2 protein-coding genes and 1 pseudogene are annotated in these 3,176 nt (G+C 54.8%); 1 reads left to right on the plus strand and 2 read right to left on the minus strand.

The genetic code is table 11. The annotated features are described in order from the left end of the window. Window positions 1-211, minus strand: a pseudogene (locus tag TR61_RS20310) (integrase); the annotation flags it as partial. 471 nt (window positions 212-682) lie between these two features. Between TR61_RS20310 and TR61_RS19265 the strand changes: the two are divergent. Next, a complete protein-coding gene (locus tag TR61_RS19265) occupies window positions 683-1,939 on the plus strand; it encodes an adenylate/guanylate cyclase domain-containing protein (protein ID WP_050932170.1) in 1,257 nt (418 codons plus the stop codon). A gap of 221 nt (window positions 1,940-2,160) precedes the next feature. Here TR61_RS19265 and TR61_RS19270 read toward each other — a convergent pair whose 3' ends face one another. Continuing rightward, a complete protein-coding gene (locus TR61_RS19270) occupies window positions 2,161-2,979 on the minus strand; it encodes a GNAT family N-acetyltransferase (protein ID WP_281178084.1) in 819 nt (272 codons plus the stop codon). Window positions 2,980-3,176 lie beyond the last annotated feature (197 nt).

Consider the following 3,176-nt stretch of genomic DNA (forward strand, 5'->3'; position numbering starts at 1 on the left):
CCACGTCCTCGGACACTAACTCACATCCACGTAGTTTGCTGTCGATGGCAACGTTAAATAGCGCCAGATCACGAAGGTTGTTGGCCAACTCGAGGCGCGCTCGGATCGCCCAAACCTGTTTTGGTAGCAACGGTCGTTTCTGGCCAATAATCCGCCCCTTGTTCCAGGCTTTACGTTTCGGGGTGACAGCAGGAAGTAGGACTCGAGGCATGATTTGCCCTCCTTGCCGCCCTCCGAAGCCAAGCATCAGCACCGCGCTGACGTTGGAATGCTACTTGCAAACCTGATTGCATCCGATCTGCCACCCGTGTGTTTGTGCTCCAAACCAAATAGCAGCACCAATGAATGGCCGGATTCACCGCCGCCTTGCTGCGCTGGAACCTAAGCGCCTGCAGCAATTTCCGTGCTGCGAGCGCGCGCAGCGAAGAATCAAGACTTCTGCTGTGGGCTCTGAGCCGACATCTGAGTGTTTGAGTCAGTTGACCGCTATCCCACGCTTACCGGTCATCCGTGATCTGCAGAACGTTGCTTCGGGCCGGAACGACTGCTCCTACTGACAGCGGACGTTCGTCTGATCAGGCGCAATGGCAGGTCTGCGGACGAATTTGCCGTTGAAAGCTAGCCGTGTTCAGCAAACCATTGTTAAGCTGATACCGCAGGTCAACTGGCAGGAGCTTCAAGCATGGTAAACACTGAAGTGTCCACAGACACGCGACTACCCCGCTGGCTGGCTTGGTATCTGAACATAGACCTTGCCGGAAAGGAAAAGCGTGAGCGGCGACACCAGTTTGCTTTGAATATCGTGGCTCTTGGAGCCTTTTGTTCGGCGTCTTTCTACGTACTTGTCTACTTGCTCTATGACCTTCGGTTGTGGCCAACCGCATTCGGAACTGCCATAAATTCCATCATCTTCGTTAGCCTCCCATTCATTTACAGGCGCAGTGCCACCTGGACGTTCTTCTGGGGAGCGATTTTCGCCAGTCTCAACATCGTGTTTCTGACCTACTTGATGGGTTCAGCGACAGGAATCTTTTTATTACTGCTTATTGTTCCAGCAGTCGTGCTTTTGATTTTCGGGCCATCACGTAGAGACTTTTTGGTGATTTCATCGCTGACGAGCCTGGCTGGCACCGTATTCTGCGTCTGGTTCACCTCAGAACCGGCCTTGAGTGCCGCAAGCGATGCGCTCCTGCAGAAGGGGCTTATGACAACCTCTGTTTTGAGCGTGCTTCTGCTGGTTGTTATTCCCAGCTATCTTGGCTTTTTGCGCGCTGAAGTTGCCGAAGATGCCTTGGAAGCCGAACACGCCCGATCCGAGGCCCTGCTCTACAACCTGCTGCCTGAGGACATCGCCGCGAGACTAAAAGTTGAACCGGATCAGACCATCGCGGACAGTCTGCCCAAAGTCGCGATCCTTTTTGCTGATATCGTGGACTTCACTCCCCGCGCTGCATCGTTACCTCCAGAAGAGGTGGTGGGGTTCCTTAACAAAATCTTCCGTGCTTTTGATGAACTGGCCGAAAAACACGGGTTGGAAAAGATCAAGACCATCGGAGATGCCTACATGGTAGCTGCTGGTATGCCGAACCCTTGTGGCGACCCTGTGCATCGGGTGGCGGAGATGGCTTTGGACATGCAAAGTGCTGTGGAAGCCATGGCGCCAGACTTTCCAGAGGGTCTTCAGGTGCGCATTGGCCTACACGCGGGACCAGCGGTGGCGGGCGTTATCGGGAACCGGAAGCTTTTCTATGACGTTTGGGGCGAGACAGTGAACACAGCTTCCCGCATGGAGAGCCACGGGGAGCCAGGGCGCATTCAGGTCACAACTGCTGCCAAGGAGGAGTTAGAGGACACTTATGAGTTCGAACAACGCGGCACGGTTGAGGTGAAGGGGATTGGGGCCTTGGAGACTTGGTGGCTGGACGGCGCGAAGGCTTAAATCATACAAGTATGTGTGTCCGCTTTGGGCTCTTCTGAGACATCTGAGCGGTTCAGTCAGATGTCCGCAAAGCTGCGCTGAGAAGCCATTCGAGACGACGGGACCGCTTGGCGACGTCCGCTTTAGGGCCTGGACGACCGCTTCTCCCAGCACCTGCCATTCGGCACTGACGCCTCCGAAGTCTCAGATGCGGACGAAGGAGACGTCCACAAAACGGATGCCTAAAGACGGTCCCGCGTCACCCAATTGGTTCGTGACATCCGATAGCTTGACCAAGCAGGGTTTTGAAAACCGAGCTGCAGACCCTCAACTACTTTGCGTCGGACATCATTGGATTTCGCGAGTCCATCCGGCAGCGCGGTCAAAATACGCTGTTCAGCTTCCCACACATCCAACAAGTCCTCAGCCGCGAGCTGCCCAATTCTTATCGACACCTGGCGGAGGGTTTCGGCAACTTCCCCACTTTCCAGCTTCGAAGCCCGCCAAAGATCAAACTCCAGGACTTCACGCATCCGTTGCTCGCCGAAAGTCTCCCTGAGTGTATGCCTTTCCGCAGGCAAAAAACCCAATCGGCGTTGAACCGCGTCGCTGGCGGGGTTCAGCTTTGGCCAAACCCGGGTGTAGATTGCATCAGCCTCTGATTTTTCAAACACACGCTCGCAGAGTAAGCGGGATGAATCACTGGATACACCTTTTCCCCAGTAAGGTCGGGCGACAGCCACAAATGTTGCTACCGTATTGTCAGGCAATCCTGGCGCAATGAATACGCCGCGTATTCCTACAAATCTCCCCTCATCGGTCTCGTCACGAATGGTCCACAGACCAATGTGTTCAGGATTACCGTTGTTCCGCTTCCCGTCGACAGAGAGGGTGTCAATCCAGGCATCTGTCGCTGCCAAAGCCCCGTCCAGCGACGAGACATTGTGTACGAGTGTCTTGGAAACCTCCACATCCCCAAAAATGTACGTCGCGATGTCCATACGGTCCGCCGTCGAGCTTGGCCGCAGTCGGTACCCCGTGCGATTGAGAATGGCTTCCACCGTCTCCTCCTCCTCGCTAAGACTCTCTCGCAAGAATCTACCTAGGGTCAATCACCGGGACACGCGAGGCACAGTTGAGAGCTTGCGCTCCGGGCTCAAAGTCGTGGTTCTTCCAAACCTATACCACCAGAATTTCTAAGTGATTGTCGTGACGTTTCTTAGGACTGATGCCCAATCCTTGAGCAGCCCGATCTGAT

Origin of the sequence: Aestuariivita boseongensis, assembly GCF_001262635.1 — a bacterium.
GTDB lineage: Bacteria > Pseudomonadota > Alphaproteobacteria > Rhodobacterales > Rhodobacteraceae > Aestuariivita > Aestuariivita boseongensis.